We start from the raw sequence: 15639 nt of genomic DNA, 5'->3' as shown, positions 1-15639 counted from the left end.
CCGTCAGGCCGCGACGACGCTCAGGCGATTGACCAGTGGGATTCTCGCGGCCAGGCGGAACAGCGGGTCGGTCCAGCGCACCAGGGCGGCGCTGCCCTTGGCGGCGAAGGGGGTGAAGCAGCTCCAGGCCAGGGCCACCAGCGCCATCTGCACGCCGCCGATGTAGTCGTCCTGGCCCCAGTGCGCGCCGGCCACCAGGCGCGGCAGCATGAACAGCAGCGCCAGACCCCAGATCACCACCCACTGCAGGGCGTTGCGGGCGAACAGGGTGAGGAACAGCGCCCAGATCAGCAGCACCGAGGCGTGGTCGCCGGGGAAGCTGCGGGCGGACTCGTCCTTCACCTCGAAGGGGGTGTCTTCCCATTGCGGGAAGAAGTGTTCCAGGCGTACGGCATCCGGCGCGATGCTGGAAATGCTCGCGTGCTGCCAGCCCAGCTTGTGGGCGACCTTGGCGTAGAGGATGCGCACGACCACCAGCACGACGGCCGCGCATAGAAAGCCGAAGGTCGCTGCGCGGACCTGGGTGGCCTTGAAGATCCAGTCGCCGCGGATCATCAGCAGCAGCAGGATCACCCCGACCAGCAGGTCGAACGGCCGGGTGCTCGCCACGGCCCAGGTCAGGCGCCAGGCTTCGTTGGTCGCCAGCGGCTGGTTGAGCAGGCTGAACAGGCTGAAATCGAACAGGTCCATCGCGCTGCGAGCGGGCTCCCAGAGCCACAGCAGGAGCAGGACGACCGCCATCAGGTGACAGGCGATGAAGGGCTTCCAGGACCAGGTGGCTTGGAACGGCGTGGTTTTGTCCATAAAATCGATACCCCCTTACGGACCCCCCCCGAGTATGGGTGGGTGCTGCAAAGCGCGCTTTATAGGCCTTTGCCATCAACTTGTCATTTATTTGTGCCTATCGCAGCGTTGTGCCAAGCATGTCCCAGATCGATCAAAGTCAGCGTTTCCTGTTCGACAACACCGATGTCCGTGGTGAGCTGGTAGAGCTCGACCGCAGCTTCGCCGAAGTGCTGGCCAAGCACCCCTACCCGCAGCCGGTCGCCCAGTTGCTGGGAGAAATGCTGGCCGCCGCCGCGCTGCTCTGCGGCACCCTGAAGTTCGATGGCCTGCTGGTGCTGCAGGCGCGCTCCAGCGGTGCCGTGCCGCTGCTGATGGTGGAGTGCTCCAGCAACCGCGAAGTGCGCGGCCTGGCCCGCTACGACGCGGACGCCATCGGCGATACCGCCGGTCTGCCGGAGCTGATGCCGGAGGGCGTACTGACCCTCACCGTCGATCCGAAGAACGGCAAGCGCTACCAGGGCATCGTGCCGCTGGAAGGCGCGACCCTGGCGGACTGCCTGTCGACCTACTTCGCCACCTCCGAGCAACTGCCGACCCGTTTCTGGCTGAACGCCGACAGCCGCCGCGCCCGTGGACTGCTGCTGCAGCAACTGCCGGCCGACCGCCAGCGCGACGCCGAGTCGCGGGAAGCCAGCTGGCAGCACGTCAGCACCCTGGCCGATACCCTCACCGCCGAGGAGCTGCTGGGCCTGGACAACGCCACCGTGCTGCACCGCCTGTACCACGAGGACGACGTGCGCCTGTTCGAGCCGCAGCCGCTGGTGTTCCGCTGCAGCTGCTCGCGGGAACGCTCGGCCAACGCGCTGGTCAGTCTTGGGCAGGAAGACGCCGAGCGGCTGCTGGCCGAGGAGGATGGCGAGATCGTCATCGACTGCCAGTTCTGCAACCAGCGCTACCAGTTCGACGGTTCGGACGTTGCCCAGCTGTTCTCGGGCGGCGGTAGCCAGACGCCGTCAGAAACCCGCCATTGACCGCATCGAATTGTCCGATAGCCGAACCAATGGCGCTCTCGCCAGATCAGAGGCTGCACGAGAACAGTTCTTTTCTGGCATAATCCCGCGACTTTTTTCCGCGGTAGTGGGAATCAGAAGTCACTACGCAATGTTTGGAGGACTCGGCTTCGGCCGACGGGGACCCACATGACGCAAGCCAATAAAGCCGTTTACACCGATATCAGCGTTGCCCAACTGGTGGAAGAAGCCATTCGCCGCGGCGAAGGCGAACTCGCCGACAACGGCTCGCTCGTGGTGAAAACCGGCCACCGCACCGGCCGCTCGCCTGCCGACCGTTTCATCGTCGAAGAGCCGGGCAGCAAGGATTCCATCGCATGGGGCGCCATCAACCGTCCGTTCCCGGCCGACAAGTTCGATGCCCTGTGGGACCGTGTCCAGGCCTTCAATGACGCCCAGGACCATTTCGTTTCCCACGTTCATGTAGGTTCGGCCCACGACCACTACCTGGCCGTGAAGATGACCACCGCTACCGCCTGGCAGAACCTGTTCGGCCGCGCGCTGTTCATCGAGCCCGAGCAGTACAACCCGGCCGGCCGCGAAGAGTGGCAGGTTCTCAACGTTGCCAACTTCGAGTGCGTGCCCGAGCGTGACGGCACCAACTCCGATGGCTGCGTGATCCTCAACTTCGCCCAGAAGAAGGTGCTGATCGCCGGTATGCGTTACGCCGGTGAAATGAAGAAGGCCATGTTCGGCGTGCAGAACTACCTGCTGCCGGAAAAAGACGTGCTGCCGATGCACTGCGCCGCCAACATCGGTGAAGCGGGCGATGTGACCCTGTTCTTCGGTCTGTCGGGCACCGGCAAGACCACCCTGTCCGCCGACGAAAGCCGCTACCTGATCGGCGACGACGAGCACGGCTGGGGCGAAGGCGTTGTCTTCAACATCGAAGGCGGTTGCTATGCCAAGTGCATCGACCTGTCCGAGAAGAACGAGCCGGTGATCTGGAAAGCTATCAAGTTCGGCGCCGTGCTGGAAAACGTCGTCCTCGACGAAAACCGCACCCCGGACTATGCCGATGACAGCCTGACCCAGAACTCCCGCGCGGCCTATCCGCTGGAAAACGTCGAGAAGCGTTCCGAGCAGAACCTCGGGGGCGAGCCGAACGCCGTGATCTTCCTGACCTGCGACCTGACCGGCGTACTGCCGCCGGTGTCGATCCTGAATAACGAGCAGGCGGCCTACCACTTCCTGTCCGGCTACACCGCGCTGGTCGGTTCCACCGAAATGGGCTCGGGCGGCGGCATCAAGTCGACCTTCTCCACCTGCTTCGGCGCACCGTTCTTCCCGCGTCCGGCTGGCGTCTACGCCGAGCTGCTGATCAAGCGCATCAAGGCCTTCGGCTCCAAGGTCTACCTGGTCAACACCGGCTGGACCGGTGGTGGCTACGGCGTCGGCAAGCGCTTCAACATCCCGACCACCCGTGGCGTGATCGCCGCCATCCAGAGCGGTGCTCTGATCGGCGCCGAGACCGAGCACCTGGACATCATCAACCTGGACGTGCCCAAGGCCGTTCCGGGCGTCGACACCGTCCTGCTCAACCCGCGCAACACCTGGGAAGACAAGGCTGCCTACGACGAAGCCGCCAAGGGCCTGGCCACCAAGTTCATCGACAACTTCCAGAAGTTCGACGTGAGCGACGCCATCAAGAACGCCGGCCCGCAGCTGTAAGCGAGCCCGTTCTGGAAAGAGCCGCCTTCGGGCGGCTTTTTCATTTCTCGGCCCGACGCCGGAATCCCCCTGTAGGAGCGGGCCGTTCTTTTTGGAAGGGAACTGTGGGCGCGAACGCGCGCACGGCGCGCTCCTACAAAAACGCCGGCTTCGGCGTATGGTGAACGGCCTCGATCGACTCGCTGGTAAGCGCTCTCCTACAAAAGCGGTTCCTAGGCTGGGTGGACGCCCATGAAAGGAGTTATCCCCATGCACGACACCCTCGAACGCGTCTTCGGCTTCCGCCAATTCCGCCCCGGCCAGGAGACGGCGGTCAGCGCGGTGCTGGCCGGGCGCTCGGCGGCGGCGATCTTTCCCACCGGCTCGGGCAAGTCGCTGTGCTACCAGTTGCCGGCGCTGCTGCTGCCGCACCTGACCCTGGTGGTCTCGCCACTGCTGGCGCTGATGCAGGACCAGCTCGCCTTCCTCGCCCGCCACGGCATCGCCGCCGCCAGCATCGATTCGGCGCAGAGCCGCGAGCAGACCGCGCAGACCATGGCCCGCGCGCGCAGCGGCGAGCTGAAGGTGCTGATGATCTCGGTGGAGCGCCTGAAGAACGAGCGCTTCCGCAACTTCATCAGCGAGGTGCCGATTTCCCTGCTGGTGGTGGACGAGGCGCACTGCATTTCCGAATGGGGCCACAACTTCCGCCCCGACTACCTGAAGCTGCCGGACTACCAGAAGCAGTTCCGCATTCCCCAGGTGTTGCTGCTCACCGCCACCGCGACGCCGGCGGTGATCGCCGACATGCGCGCCAAGTTCGCCATCGCCGAGGTTGATGTGGTCACCACCGGCTTCTATCGCGCCAACCTCGACCTGCAGGTGGAGCCGGTGGCCAGCGCCGCCCGTCGCGCGCGGCTGGTGCACTGGCTGGGCGAGCGCGCCGGGCAGCCAGCCATCGTCTATGTCACCCAGCAGAAGACCGCCGAGGAAGTTGCGGCACACCTGGCCGAGCGCGGTATTCCCGCCTGTGCCTACCACGCCGGGATGGAGCACCCGGAGCGCGAGGGTATCCAGCGCCGCTTCATGGACGGGCGGCTGAACTGCATCGTCGCCACCATCGCCTTCGGCATGGGCATCGACAAGAGCAACATCCGCCAGGTGGTGCATTACGACCTGCCCAAGTCGCTGGAGAACTACAGCCAGGAGATCGGCCGCGCCGGGCGTGACGGCCAGCGTTCGGAGTGCCTGGTGCTGGCCAACCGCGACAGCCTCAACGTGCTGGAGAACTTCGTCTACGGCGACACGCCCGAGCGCGAGGGCATTCGCCATGTGCTGGAAGAGATTCGCCAGGCGGCTGGAGATCAGGGGGGCGGCCAGTGGGAAACCATGCTGGTGCCGCTGTCGGACCAGTCCAACATCCGTCAGCTGCCGTTGAAGACGCTGCTGGTGCAGCTGGAGCTGCGCGGCATCATCGCCCCGCGTTTCGCCTACTTCGCCGAATATCGCTACAAACTGAACATCGATTCCGCCGAGCTGCTGAGTCATTTCGAAGGCGAGCGCCGGCAGTTCGTCGACGCCATCCTCACCACCTCGGCGCGGGCCAGGACTTGGGCGACCCTGGATTTCGACACCCTCTACAGCCGCCATGGCGCCGAGCGCGCGCGGGTGGTGAAGGCGCTGGACTATTTCCAGGAGCGCGGCTGGGTGGAGTTGGAGAGCAAGCAGATGACCGAGGTCTACTCGGTGCGCGATGCTTCCTTCGCTGTGGATAACTTGAGTGAGGAACTGCATCGCTACTTCAAGCGCCACGAGGACAGCGAGATCGCCCGTATCGGCGCCATGCTCGAGCTGCTGGGCAGCTCGGAGTGCCTGAGCTGGCGCCTTGCCCAGTACTTCGGCGACCAGTACGCGCCGCGCCGCTGCGGGCACTGCTCGGTCTGCGCCGGCCGCATTGCCCGACTGCCGGAGCCACCCGCACTGCCACCGCTGGACGGCCAGTCACTGCAAAATCGCTGCGCCGCGTTTCTGGAAAAGTTCCGCAGCGCACGAGGTCTTGCGCCCAGCGCCGACTGCGTGACGCGCTTCCTCTGCGGCATCAGCGTGCCGGCCTTCACGCGCATGCGAGCCCGCACGCTGCCGGGCTACGCGACGCTGGAGGACTACCCCTACGCCCAGGTCCGTGACTGGGTTCAGGCGCAACTGTGACCGCCTGAAGACGCCGGCGCCACGCACGACTAAAGGTCGGCGTGATGCCGGCTGGGCTCCTTGTAGGGTGTGCAATGAGCATTCCCGCCTAGACTCTTCAGGGCGTTGCAGCAAGGAGCCCCGCGCATGTCCACCGAGCATCTGGATGTACTGATCATCGGCGCCGGCCTGTCCGGCATCGGCGCCGCCTGCCACCTGCAGAAGCAGTGCCCCGGCAAGTCCTACGCCATCCTCGAGGGCCGCGAGGCCATGGGCGGTACCTGGGACCTGTTCCGCTACCCGGGCATCCGCTCCGACTCGGACATGTACACCCTGGGCTACAACTTCAAGCCCTGGACCGACCCCAAGGCCATCGCCGACGGTCCGTCGATCCTCAGCTACATCCGCGAGACAGCCCGCGAGTACAGCGTCGAGGACAAGGTCCGCTACCGCCATCGCGTGCTCAAGGCCGACTGGGACAGCGCCAGCGCACGCTGGAACCTTGTCGTGCAGCGCGGCGACGAGGCGGAGCCGGTGCGCATGAGCGCGCAGTTCCTCTTCATGTGTACCGGCTACTACCGCTACGACGCCGGCTACACCCCGGAATTCGCCGGACGCGAGAGCTTCGCCGGGCAGGTCATCCATCCGCAGCTGTGGCCGGAGAGCTTCGATTACAGCGGCAAGCGCATCGTGGTGATCGGCAGCGGCGCCACCGCCGTCACGCTGGTTCCGTCGCTGACCGACAAGGCTGCCCACGTCACCATGCTGCAGCGCTCGCCGTCCTATGTGATCAACCTGCCGGCGAAGGACCCGATCTCCAACTTCCTGCGCAACTTCCTGCCGGAGAAGTGGGTGTACCGCCAGGCGCGTGCACGCAACGTGACCATGCAGATGATCTTCTTCATGGCCTCCAAGGCGTTTCCCGGCGCGGTGCGCAAGCTCATGCTGAAGCTGGCCAACCTGCAGCTGGGCAAGGATTTCGACATGCGCCACTTCAGCCCGCGCTACAAGCCGTGGGACGAGCGCGTGTGCTGCGTGCCCGATGGTGACCTGTTCAAGGCGCTGCGCCAGGGCCGTGCTTCGGTGGTCACCGACCATATCGAGCGCTTCTGCGAGAAGGGCATCCTGCTCAAGTCCGGTCAGGTGCTGGAGGCGGACGTGATCGTCACCGCTACCGGGCTGGACCTGGTGATGTTCGGCGGCGCCGAGCTGGCCATCGACGGCAAGCCCTTCGACGTCACCCAGAGCATGGGCTACCGCGGCATCATGCTGCGCGACCTGCCCAACCTCGCCGCCATCGTCGGCTACACCAACGCCAGCTGGACGCTCAAGGCCGACCTTTCCAGCGAGTACTTCTGCCGCCTGATCAACCACCTCGATGCCGTCGGCATGCGCCAGTGCACGCCGCGCCAGACTGATGGGTCGGTGAAGGAAGAACCCTTCCTCAACCTCAACTCCGGCTACATCCAGCGTGCCGCCGACCGCATGCCCAAGCAGGGCGACCGCACGCCGTGGAAGCTCTACCAGAACTACGCGCTGGACCTCGCCCTGCTGCGCTACGGCAAGGTCGAGGATGGTTACCTGGCCTTCACCTCGCCCAGGCAGCGTCAGGCCGCGGCGGCACCGGTGGAAGCGCTGGAGAGCTGATCCCCTGCGGGCACTTGCTCGGTCCGGAGAGTGCCCGCGTCGTTTGATCTATCAACGCTTCGGATGGACATTATCGATACGCCGTTCTGCAACGGGGTAGCCTCTCGGCTTACCATGCGCGCCATTCCCGCCCATGCCAGCCAGAGGATTTTCCATGCTGATCGAAGACGCCATCCGCAGCCGCCGTTCCATTCGTGGTTTCGACACTTCCTATGTGATGACCCGCGAGGAGAAGGACGACCTGCTGCAACAGGCGCTGCTCGCTCCCACCTCGTTCAACCTGCAGCACGTGCGCCTGGTGGAAGTCAGCGACCCGCAGCTGCGCGCGCAGATTCGCGCAGCCGGCTGGGACCAGGTGCAGATGACCGACGCCTCGATGCTGGTGATCGTCTGCGCGCAGGTCGACAGCTGGGAGAAGAACGCCGAGCGCGTGTGGGACGGCGCCCCGGTCGAAGTGAAGAACTACATGGTTGGCGCCATCGACGGCTACTACCGTGACAAGCCGCAGACCCAGCGCGACGAAGCCATGCGCAGCAGCGGCCTGGTGGCCCAGACCCTGATGCTCGCCGCCCGTGGCCGTGGCCTGGACAGCGTGCCGATGGTCGGTTTCGACTTCGATGCCGTGGGCAAGCTGATCAACCTGCCGGCCAGCCACGCCATCGGCCTGATGATCGCCGTAGGCAAGCAGGCGGTTGAAGCCCGGCCGCGCATCGGCCGCCTGCCGCTGGAAGAGACGATCGTTCGCGATCGTTTCTGATCCCGACGAAACGCGCCTCCGGGCGCGTTTTTGTTTACGCAGGCGTGACTGTCTTTTCCTGGAATATCAGCGCTAGGGCGCTCCCCTCACCCCAGCCCTCTCCCTCAGGGAGAGGGGGCAGTCCGTCCCGGCTGACGCTGAGGTTTCATCCTGCACCGAACGGTCCCCTCTCCCGCTTGCGGGAGAGGGTTAGGGTGAGGGGCATTTGATCTTGTAGACCTCACTCCGGCGCGGACTCCACAATCCGCTCCACCAGCCACTGCAACGCCGTATCCCGCTCGCGCTGGGCGAGATAGACCAGCTCCAGGTGGAACTGCCCGACGTCGAACGGCAACTCCAGCACCTGCAACGGCAGCAGCCGGGCGAAATACGCCGCCAGTCGTGTCGGCAGCACCGTCAGCAAATCCGTGGTCGCCACGAGATGCGCCGCCTGCAGGTAGTTGGGCGTGGTATAGGCAATCTGCCGTTTCAGCCCCTGGCTGGCCAGCCACTGATCGACCATGCCTTTGGTCTGCCCGCCGGACACCCACAGGTGCCGCTGGCCGAGGAAGGTCGGCAGATCGATCCCGCCATCGACCTGCGGATGCCCGCGCCGGGCCAACAGGCGCAGCGTTTCACTCGCCCACGGGCGGCGCTGGAAGCGCGCCGGCAGCTCCTCGAAGCGCCCCAGCACCAGGTCCAGGTTGCCCTTGTCCAGTGCGTCGGCGGGCAGCGTCGGTGTCAGGTGCTGGATGCTCAGGCCCATGCCTGGCGCCGCACTGCCCAGACTTTCGAGCAGGTGCGGCATGCACAGCGCTTCCACATAGTCGGTCAGCGCCAGGGTGAAGCGCTGGCGACTGCGCGCCGGGTCGAAGGTGTCGCCGCCGGCCAGGCTCTGGCCGATGCGTTGCAGGGCATCGCGGATCGGCGCTTCCAGCTCCAGCGCCCGAGGCGTCGGCTGCATCGCCCGGCCCACGCGCACCAGCAGCGGGTCATCGAGCAGCTCGCGCAGACGGTTCAGCGCGTTGCTCACCGCCGGCTGGCTCAGCGACAGGCGCTCCGCCGCGCGCGAGACGTTTCGCTCGCGCAGCAGCGCATCCAGCACCCGCAGCAGGTTGAGGTCGAAGGTGGTCATATTCACTGGCTGAATTCCACTTATCACAACTCAAAATTTCAAAAATAGTACCGCCTTCCCTAAGGTGAGTGGTCTTCAAACGAGCGTTTCAGGCTGACAAGAGGAACAACATGAGCCAGAACATCCGCATCGCCAGCGCCGCCGTCATCGGCGCCGGCACCATGGGCCGGGGCATTGCCATGTGCCTGGCGAACGCCGGCGTGCAGGTCCTGTGGCTGGACAACAACCCGCAGATGCTCACCCAGGCCCTTGGCGCCGTGGCGGACACCTACGCCCACAACGTGCGCCAGGGCCGCATCGACGAGGCCGAAGCGGCCCGTCGCCGCGCGCGCATCTCCCAGGCGGCGAACTACGCGGCGATCCGCGAGGTGGACCTGGTGATCGAGGCGGTGTACGAGAACCTGGAGCTCAAGCAGTCGATCTTCCGCGAGCTGGACGCGGCGCTGAAACCCTCGGCCATCCTGGCGTCCAACACTTCCTACCTGGACGTCGACGCCATCGCCGCAGTGACCTCGCGGCCGTCTCAGGTGCTTGGCCTGCACTTCTTCAGCCCGGCGCACATCATGAAGCTGCTGGAGATCGTGCGCGGCGCGAAGACCGCTCCTGCGGTGCTCGAAGCGGCGCTTGAGCTGGGCGAGCGCATGGGCAAGGTCAGCGTGGTCGCCGGCAACTGCCACGGTTTCATCGGCAACCGCATGCTGGAGAAGTACGTCCAGGAATCGCGCCGGCTGATCCTCGAAGGTTCGCTGCCGCATCAGGTGGACGCGGCGATCCAGGGTTTCGGCTTCGCCATGGGGCCGTTCCGCATGTTCGACGTGGTCGGCATCGACCTCGAATGGCGCGCCCGCGAGCTGGCCGGCAAGGGTCAGGATGCGCCGACCGTGCAGGTGGACAACCGCCTGTGCGAGATGGGCCGCTTCGGCCAGAAGTCCGGCAACGGCTTCTACCACTACGAGCCGGGCAGCCGCCAGGCTGAGCATGACCCGGAAGTGGACGCACTGGTGCTGCGCGAGTCCGAGCGCCTGGGCTACCAGCGCCGCGATATCGGCGCCGAGGAAATCCTCGAGCGCTGCCTGCTGGCGCTGGTCAACGAAGGCGCGAAGATCCTCGACGAAGGCATCGCCTCCACCAGCGCCGATATCGACACCGTTTACCTCAATGGTTATGGCTTCCCCAAGGACAAGTCCGGCCCAATGGCCTGGGCTGACAGTCAGGGCCTGCAGAGCGTGCTGGCGCGCCTGCGTGACCTGGCCGGCGAGCACGGCGCGCACTGGCAGCCGGCCGCGCTGATCGAGCGCCTGGCCGCCGCCAATGGCCGCTTCGCCGACGTGAAACAGGAGCACTGAACATGAGTTACCAGGCACCCCTGCGCGACATGCGCTTCGTCCTTCACGAGCTGTTCGACGTCAGCGCCCATTGCGAGCAACTGGGCAACGGCCTCGACCGCGAGCTGATCGACGGCGTGCTGGAAGAAGGCGCGCGCTACACCGGCGAAGTGGTCGCCCCGCTGAACCGCAACAGCGACGAGCAGGGCGCGACTCTGCTGAACGGCGAAGTCACCACGCCCGACGGCTTCCGCGAGGCCTACCAGCAATACTGCGACAATGGCTGGGCGAGCATGACCGGGCCGACCGAGTTCGGCGGCCAGGGCTTCCCGCAGATGGTCGCGGCCAGCTTCCACGAGATGCTGATGGCCGCCTCGCTGTCGTTCCGCGTCTATTCCGGTCTCACCGAAGGCGCGGTGCTGGCGCTGTACAAGCACGGCGCGCCGGAACTGCAGCGCGACTACCTGGCGAAGATGGTCAGCGGCGTGTGGAGCGGCACCATGTGCCTCACCGAGCCCCAGGCCGGTACCGACCTGGCCCTGCTGCGCACCCGCGCCGAACCTCGGGCCGACGGCAGCTATAGCGTCAGCGGCAGCAAGATCTTCATCAGCGGCGGTGAGCAGGACCTCTCCGAGAATATCGTCCACCTGGTGCTCGCGCGCCTGCCGGATGCGCCGGCCGGGGTGAAGGGCATCAGCCTGTTGCTGGTGCCCAAGTTCATCGCCAACGCCGACGGCACGGCGGGCGCGCGCAACTCCCTGAGCTGCGGCGCCATCGAGCACAAGATGGGCATCAAGGGCGCCTCCACCTGCGTGATGAACTTCGACGGTGCCACCGGCTGGCTGATCGGCCAGGCCAACCAGGGCCTGGCGTGCATGTTCACCATGATGAACGACGCGCGCTTCCAGGTCGGCCTGCAGGGCCTGGGCATCGCCGAGCGCTCCTGCCAGGGCGCGTTGGCGTATGCTCGCGAGCGCCTGCAATCGCGTGCGCTGACCGGTGCGGCCGAGCCCAGCAAGGCGGCCGACCCGATCATCGTCCACCCGGACGTGCGGCGCATGCTGCTGACCCAGAAGACCCTCACCGAGGGTTGCCGGATGATTTCCGCGCTCTGCGCCCGCGAGCTGGACCTGGAACACGGCCACCCCGAGGCGGGCGGCCGCAAGGCCGCGAGCAAGCGCGCGGCGCTGCTGATCCCTATCGTGAAGTCGTTCTTCACCGACGTCGGCCAGGAGGTTTCCAGCCTCGGCGTGCAGGTCTACGGCGGCCACGGCTACATCCGCGAATGGGGCATGGAACAGCTGATGCGCGACAGCCGCATCACCCAGATCTACGAAGGCACCAACGGCATCCAGGCGCTCGACCTGATCCGCCGCAAGCTGCTGGGCGACGGCGGCACGGAACTGAACGCGCTGATCGGCGAACTGGCGGCCACCTGCGAAACCGTCGGCGCGCGCACTGAACTGGCTGGCCTGGCGGAAACCGTCCGGCAACGCCTGCTGGAGTGGCGCAGCCTCACCAGCGAAGTGATCGCCGCCTGCCAGCGCGACCCGCAGGAAATCGGCGCCACCTCGGTGGACTTCCTGCAGTACTGCTCCTACGTGCTGCTCGGTGGCCTGTGGCTACAGGCTGCCGGTGTGGCTCAGGCGAAGCTGGCGGCCGGCGAGGGCGACGCGGACTTCTACCGCGCCAAGCTCGCCAGCGCCGAGTTCTACGTCAGGCGCATCCTGCCGCGTGCCAGCATGCACCGCGAGGCCCTGCTGGGCGGCGCGGACTGCCTGATGGCGCTGGACGCGGAGCATTTCGCGTTCTGACCCCACGGCCCGCGGGGTTTCCGCGGGCCCGTCAGTCAACCGCCGCGCTCCTGGCCGCATTGCGCACAAAAGCGCGCCTGGGGCGCGATAGCGGCGCCGCAGCCCTTGCAGGGCTTGGCCTGTAGCGACCCGCCGCAGTTGTGGCAGAAGCGACTGTCCTGAGGATTCTGTGTGCTGCACTTCGGGCAGGGCTGAGTGGGAAGCGTATTGGCTGTCGGCGCTGGCGCGGGCGCCGGCGGATAGCCCGGTGCGCCGTAACCGCCACCGTGCCCGCCATGACCGCCGCGGCCGTGGTGACCGCCCATCATCAAACGTTCGAGCCAACCCATGATGTACCTCCAGTTTCCCGTCGTGGGGTGGAGTCATTGGGCAGCCTGTAGTTGCTACAGGGTCAAGGCTTGGGAGTGTGAGCGGAGATTTCGCAAAAGAGCGCCCATGAAAAACGCCGCGCCGGGTGATCGGGGCGGCGATTTCTTTTGGTAGTTCGGAGCTGGGTGTTCCCTCTCCCCAGCCCTCTCCCTGAAGGGAGAGGGGACCGTTCGGAGCGCTCTGGGAGTCAGGCGTCAGCCGGTCGATCAGGGAGAGCAGGATTCATCTCGGCACATACGGCTCCCTCTCCCTCTGGGAGAGGGCTGGGGTGAGGGGCTCCGGATACGCAGGGCTATCAGGCCCGCTCCCATACCTCGAACGCATAGGCCGGCGTTTCGCCTTCCGCGTCATGTTCGATGCTCGAGGCCAGGTGCCACTGGCTTTCGCTCACTTCGGGGAAGTGCGCATCACCGGCCGGGCTCAGGCCCACGCGGGTCAGGTAGAGGCGTTCGGCGCGGCCCAGGGCTTCACCGTAGAGTTGCGCACCGCCGATCAGCATCAGCTCGTCGGCTTCCTCTTCCTTGGCCCATTGCTCGGCGCGCTCCAGGGCGGCGTCGAGGCTGGTGAAGACTTCCGCGCCGTCGAGCGTCAGGCCCGCCTGGCGGGTGACCACGATGTTCAGCCGGCCCGGTAGCGGGCGGCCGAGCGAATCCCAGGTCTTGCGGCCCATGATCACCGGCTTGCCGAGGGTCATGGCCTTGAAGTGCTTGAGGTCCTGCGGCAGGTGCCAGGGCAGGCGGTTGTCGACGCCGATCACGCGGTTCTCGGCAAGGGCGGCGATCATCGCCAGGGGCAGTGCTTGGGTCATCTCGACTCCAGTGGTGAACATCAGCGGGAACTCCCGTTGCCAGAGGATACCAGCCGCTCGCCGTCGGCGGGGCCGGCGGGTGGCGGAACGCGCATGAAGAAGGTGCCGTCCTCGTTGACCTGGGTGATGCCGGTGGCCAGCACCCTGCGATAGTCCTTGAGGTTGAAGGCCAGGGTCTGGTCCGGGCGCTCGGCCTTGAGCAGCACCTGCGAGTAGGTGATGAGGATTTCGAAGATTTTCAGGTCGCCCGACTGCAGCCAGATGTAGGACTGTCCGGCCTGGCGCGGAGGCTCGAAGGCCAGCGAGGCGGCGCCTTCCTTCGGCGCGAACTTCAGGTGCAGGCCCTGGGCGTCCAGCCAGGTGGATTCGACACGGCCGTCGATGCCCACCAGCGGGAAGACCTGGTGGTAGTTCAGGTGCATCACGTTGTCCTGCAGCACCGCGCCGGGCCGCTCCAGGGTCACCAGCGAATCCAGGCGCAGGCCCACCAGGCTCATGGCGCCGTAGCTGGGCACGCCGAGCACCTTCACGCTGTCGGGCTGGTAGTCGAGGTTGTCGCCGTCGAGCTTCACCGTGCCGGCGAGCCGCAGCGGCAGCCAGGGGCCGACGCCCAGCGGCTGCACCTCGCCGGAGACCAGCAGGCGGTCGCCTTCGATGCTCAGCTTGAACTCGCGCAGCATGGTTTCCGGGTAGGCGAGGATGTGCTGGTTGAACAGGCTGCCGAGCTGTTCGGGGCTGAGGATCACCTCGCCCTCGGAGACGTTGATGCGCATGTCCTGCGGACGGTCGAAGTCAATCGGCTCGCCGGCCCTGAGCGGCACCAGCCAGCCCTTGAGAAGCGGGCTGTGGAAGCCGATGTTGCCCTGGAAGTACATGTCCACGTTGTTCAGCAGGATGCCCACGCCGTCCTGGCCGGAGTCACGCAGGCCGCCCGGCCGGCTGGCCTTGAAGTCCGCCGCCGGCGGCGTCTGCTGGAACCAGCCCTGGCGCAGCACGCCCAGTTCGCGCTGTTGCTTGTCGATGGCGCTCTCGGCCGCGGCCTGGCCGGCCAGCGTGAGGCAAAGAAGGGAAGCAAGGAGGGTTTTCATAGGGCTTTCTCCTCCGGGGCCGGCGCCTTAACCGGCGAGACGGCAATGTGCACCATGCCGTCTTCGCGCAGGCGGATTTCGCCGTACTGCAGCTGGCGGCGGTAGTCGTAGAGGTTGAACAGCAGTGGGGCGTCGGGGCTGAGGCTGGTGAACAGCGCGTAGGCCTTGACCAGGATGGTCCGCGCCATCTTGATGTCGCCGCCCTCGATGAACATGTAGCTCTGCGGCGCCTTGAGCTGTGGCCACTTGAGCTCGGCCAGGTCGCTGCCCAGCAGCAGGTCCATGCCGCCGTCGGCGAGCTTCAGGCTGCTCACCGTGAAGTCCAGGCGCGGCGGCGGGAACAGGCCGTCGAGGTCGACCAGGATGCGGTTGCCGATCAGCTGCATGTGCGCGGTGTGCAGTTGCAGCACCTCGGACATCTCGATGGAAGCAGCGGTCAGCGACGGCGTGACGTCCACTCCGTCCACGAAGATCCGCTGCGGCACCAGCGCCACCTTCAGCGGCCCGGCCTGCTCGATCCCGGTGACCATCCGCAGCGGCCGCCAGCGGCCCTTGCGCAGCAGCTCGCCGTGGACTTCCTGGCCGTCGGCGCGGGTGCTGAGCTTGAGGTTGCGCACCGGCGCGTTGGCGTTGCGCAGCTCCTCGTTGAGCAGGCTGGCGAGGGTCGCGTCGGCGACGAAGATGTCCCCGGCCTGGATGTGCGCGACCATGGACTTCGGGTCGTCGAGCATCAGCGGTGTGCCGGCGCCAGCCACCGGGCTCATCTGGATCAGCATCTTGCGGATGAAGAAGCCGATGTCGTCGTGCAGGCGGAAGTCGGTGTGGCTGATCCACAGTTGCGAGGTGTTGCTGTCGGACTGCCGAGCGCTGACGTTGGCGTCCAGCACGCGCGGCGGCACCGCCTGCATCAGCGGGGTGTCCGGGCCCCAGTCGGAGGGGCGCACCGGCGGTGTTTCCACGGCAACCGCGGTGGCGGCGGCCAGCAGCAGGGGCAAGGCACTGAGCATCGAGCGCAGCATGGCGA

13 protein-coding genes are annotated in these 15639 nt (G+C 66.3%); 7 read left to right on the top strand and 6 right to left on the bottom strand.

Annotated features, from left to right (window positions below):
* Positions 1-3: 3 nt before the first annotated feature.
* Positions 4-804: a phosphatase PAP2 family protein gene (locus IB256_RS13220; RefSeq protein WP_192402867.1), complete on the bottom strand. Its 801-nt coding sequence runs from the start codon at positions 802-804 to the stop codon at positions 4-6.
* A 119-nt stretch (positions 805-923) separates the two neighbouring features.
* Here IB256_RS13220 and hslO point away from each other — a divergent pair, with 119 nt between their 5' ends.
* The 5 genes from hslO (at position 924) to IB256_RS13195 (ending at position 8097) form a co-directional block, all read left to right on the top strand.
* Positions 924-1817 (top strand): Hsp33 family molecular chaperone HslO, encoded by an 894-nt coding sequence (gene hslO, locus IB256_RS13215; protein ID WP_138213783.1) that lies wholly within the window; start codon positions 924-926, stop codon positions 1815-1817.
* A 168-nt stretch (positions 1818-1985) separates the two neighbouring features.
* A complete protein-coding gene (locus IB256_RS13210; protein WP_081515293.1) occupies positions 1986-3527 on the top strand; it encodes a phosphoenolpyruvate carboxykinase in 1542 nt (513 codons plus the stop codon).
* A 249-nt stretch (positions 3528-3776) separates the two neighbouring features.
* Positions 3777-5714, top strand: coding sequence for an ATP-dependent DNA helicase RecQ (locus tag IB256_RS13205; RefSeq protein ID WP_192402865.1), 1938 nt, complete (start codon positions 3777-3779; stop codon positions 5712-5714).
* Between the two features lie 126 nt (positions 5715-5840).
* Positions 5841-7340 carry a flavin-containing monooxygenase gene (locus tag IB256_RS13200; protein ID WP_192293390.1) on the top strand — a complete coding sequence of 500 codons (1500 nt, stop codon included), beginning with the start codon at positions 5841-5843 and terminating at the stop codon, positions 7338-7340.
* A 154-nt stretch (positions 7341-7494) separates the two neighbouring features.
* The gene (locus IB256_RS13195; RefSeq protein ID WP_192293388.1) at positions 7495-8097 is read left to right on the top strand and encodes a nitroreductase family protein; all 603 of its coding nucleotides are present in this window, start codon (positions 7495-7497) and stop codon (positions 8095-8097) included.
* Between the two features lie 220 nt (positions 8098-8317).
* Here IB256_RS13195 and IB256_RS13190 read toward each other — a convergent pair whose 3' ends face one another.
* Positions 8318-9217, bottom strand: coding sequence for a LysR family transcriptional regulator (locus IB256_RS13190; protein ID WP_192402863.1), 900 nt, complete (start codon positions 9215-9217; stop codon positions 8318-8320).
* 104 nt (positions 9218-9321) lie between these two features.
* On the opposite strand from IB256_RS13190, the gene IB256_RS13185 reads away from it, so the two are divergent.
* Both IB256_RS13185 and IB256_RS13180 read left to right on the top strand, forming a co-directional pair.
* Complete coding sequence (locus IB256_RS13185) at positions 9322-10557, top strand: 3-hydroxyacyl-CoA dehydrogenase (RefSeq protein WP_192402860.1); 1236 nt, start codon at positions 9322-9324, stop codon at positions 10555-10557.
* A gap of 2 nt (positions 10558-10559) precedes the next feature.
* On the top strand, positions 10560-12350 hold the full coding sequence (locus tag IB256_RS13180) for an acyl-CoA dehydrogenase C-terminal domain-containing protein (RefSeq protein WP_192293384.1): 1791 nt from the start codon (positions 10560-10562) through the stop codon (positions 12348-12350).
* A gap of 35 nt (positions 12351-12385) precedes the next feature.
* Here IB256_RS13180 and IB256_RS13175 read toward each other — a convergent pair whose 3' ends face one another.
* The 4 genes from IB256_RS13175 to IB256_RS13160 form a co-directional block, all read right to left on the bottom strand.
* Positions 12386-12655: a double zinc ribbon domain-containing protein gene (locus IB256_RS13175; protein WP_225601763.1), complete on the bottom strand. Its 270-nt coding sequence runs from the start codon at positions 12653-12655 to the stop codon at positions 12386-12388.
* Between the two features lie 359 nt (positions 12656-13014).
* On the bottom strand, positions 13015-13527 hold the full coding sequence (locus tag IB256_RS13170; RefSeq protein ID WP_192402975.1) for a dihydrofolate reductase: 513 nt from the start codon (positions 13525-13527) through the stop codon (positions 13015-13017).
* A gap of 20 nt (positions 13528-13547) precedes the next feature.
* On the bottom strand, positions 13548-14615 hold the full coding sequence (locus tag IB256_RS13165; RefSeq protein ID WP_192402856.1) for a hypothetical protein: 1068 nt from the start codon (positions 14613-14615) through the stop codon (positions 13548-13550).
* Entirely contained in the window at positions 14612-15634 is a 1023-nt protein-coding gene (locus IB256_RS13160) for a hypothetical protein (RefSeq protein ID WP_192402854.1), read from the bottom strand. The genes IB256_RS13165 and IB256_RS13160 overlap by 4 nt, the downstream gene beginning before the upstream one ends.
* Positions 15635-15639 lie beyond the last annotated feature (5 nt).

Source organism: Pseudomonas sp. PDM17 (assembly GCF_014851985.1).
Taxonomy (GTDB): Bacteria; Pseudomonadota; Gammaproteobacteria; order Pseudomonadales; family Pseudomonadaceae; genus Pseudomonas.
The sequence above is the reverse complement of the archived record's forward strand: the minus strand, read 5'-3'. Positions and strand labels throughout refer to the sequence as shown.

Coding starts and splice junctions, on each gene's coding strand:
- IB256_RS13165 (WP_192402856.1), bottom strand. CDS start 14,615: ATGAAAACCCTCCTTGCTTCCCTTCTTTGCCTCACGCTGGCCGGCCAG.
- hslO (WP_138213783.1), top strand. CDS start 924: ATGTCCCAGATCGATCAAAGTCAGCGTTTCCTGTTCGACAACACCGAT.
- IB256_RS13210 (WP_081515293.1), top strand. CDS start 1,986: ATGACGCAAGCCAATAAAGCCGTTTACACCGATATCAGCGTTGCCCAA.
- IB256_RS13195 (WP_192293388.1), top strand. CDS start 7,495: ATGCTGATCGAAGACGCCATCCGCAGCCGCCGTTCCATTCGTGGTTTC.
- IB256_RS13205 (WP_192402865.1), top strand. CDS start 3,777: ATGCACGACACCCTCGAACGCGTCTTCGGCTTCCGCCAATTCCGCCCC.
- IB256_RS13185 (WP_192402860.1), top strand. CDS start 9,322: ATGAGCCAGAACATCCGCATCGCCAGCGCCGCCGTCATCGGCGCCGGC.
- IB256_RS13175 (WP_225601763.1), bottom strand. CDS start 12,655: ATGGGCGGTCACCACGGCCGCGGCGGTCATGGCGGGCACGGTGGCGGT.
- IB256_RS13180 (WP_192293384.1), top strand. CDS start 10,560: ATGAGTTACCAGGCACCCCTGCGCGACATGCGCTTCGTCCTTCACGAG.
- IB256_RS13200 (WP_192293390.1), top strand. CDS start 5,841: ATGTCCACCGAGCATCTGGATGTACTGATCATCGGCGCCGGCCTGTCC.
- IB256_RS13160 (WP_192402854.1), bottom strand. CDS start 15,634: ATGCTGCGCTCGATGCTCAGTGCCTTGCCCCTGCTGCTGGCCGCCGCC.
- IB256_RS13170 (WP_192402975.1), bottom strand. CDS start 13,527: ATGACCCAAGCACTGCCCCTGGCGATGATCGCCGCCCTTGCCGAGAAC.
- IB256_RS13220 (WP_192402867.1), bottom strand. CDS start 804: ATGGACAAAACCACGCCGTTCCAAGCCACCTGGTCCTGGAAGCCCTTC.